General features: G+C 62.0%; 1 protein-coding gene. It reads right to left on the bottom strand.

Annotated features, from left to right (window positions below):
* Positions 1–60: 60 nt before the first annotated feature.
* Positions 61–579 (bottom strand): Hcp family type VI secretion system effector, encoded by a 519-nt coding sequence (locus JKP78_RS00105; protein ID WP_011531920.1) that lies wholly within the window; start codon positions 577–579, stop codon positions 61–63.
* Positions 580–631 lie beyond the last annotated feature (52 nt).

The raw sequence follows: 631 nt of genomic DNA, 5'->3' as shown, positions 1-631 counted from the left end.
GCGGCGCTCGATCTCATGGGCGATGCAACGCTGGCGTCGATCACCCAGAGACCCCGAGCCTTAGCCGGCGACCGGTGCGCGCCAGTCGTCAGAACCGGAAGTACCGGACACTTCGTGGGTCCAGGTGATCTTGCGGTAGGTGAAATACACGTCTTCCAGGTGGGTGAAGTGGGCGTTGGCCGGGTCCTGGCAGTTGTGCATGTAGTCCTTGATGTCGACGATGATCGCGTCTTCCAGGACGGTGGTGTAGTAGTGCTCCTGGGTGCCCTGGGCCGAGGTGCGGTACCACTTGATCTCGACCTTGGTCATGCGCTCGCCCGAGGTCAGGGCGGCCAGCAGCAGCGGCGAAGCCTTGTCGAAGACCTTGGTGATCTTCACCGGCTTGTGCACGCGCTGACCCGTCGGCTGGCCGGACTGTGGATCACGCGGGATGATCACTTCGTGTTCGAAGCCCTGGACCATGACCTGGTCTTCGTGACCTTCCTGGTAGGTGTTGCCTACCGAGTCGGCGGTGAACGCGCCAGCGGTGATCAGGCCTTGTTTTTCGCCGGTGACGGCCATGTAGGCGGGAGTTGCCATGAGTGATGCTCTCCATGCTTGAGAAAGTCGCCCGGTGGCAGGAAATTGCCAG

It is taken from the genome of Pseudomonas sp. LAM2023, assembly GCF_016620375.1.
Classification (GTDB): domain Bacteria; phylum Pseudomonadota; class Gammaproteobacteria; order Pseudomonadales; family Pseudomonadaceae; genus Aquipseudomonas; species Aquipseudomonas anuradhapurensis.
Note: the sequence above shows the minus strand (reverse complement) of the source record. Positions and strands in the feature narration are given on the sequence as shown.

Excerpts from the sequence above, each read along its gene's own strand:
- JKP78_RS00105 (WP_011531920.1), bottom strand. The coding sequence starts at position 579 with ATGGCAACTCCCGCCTACATGGCCGTCACCGGCGAAAAACAAGGCCTG.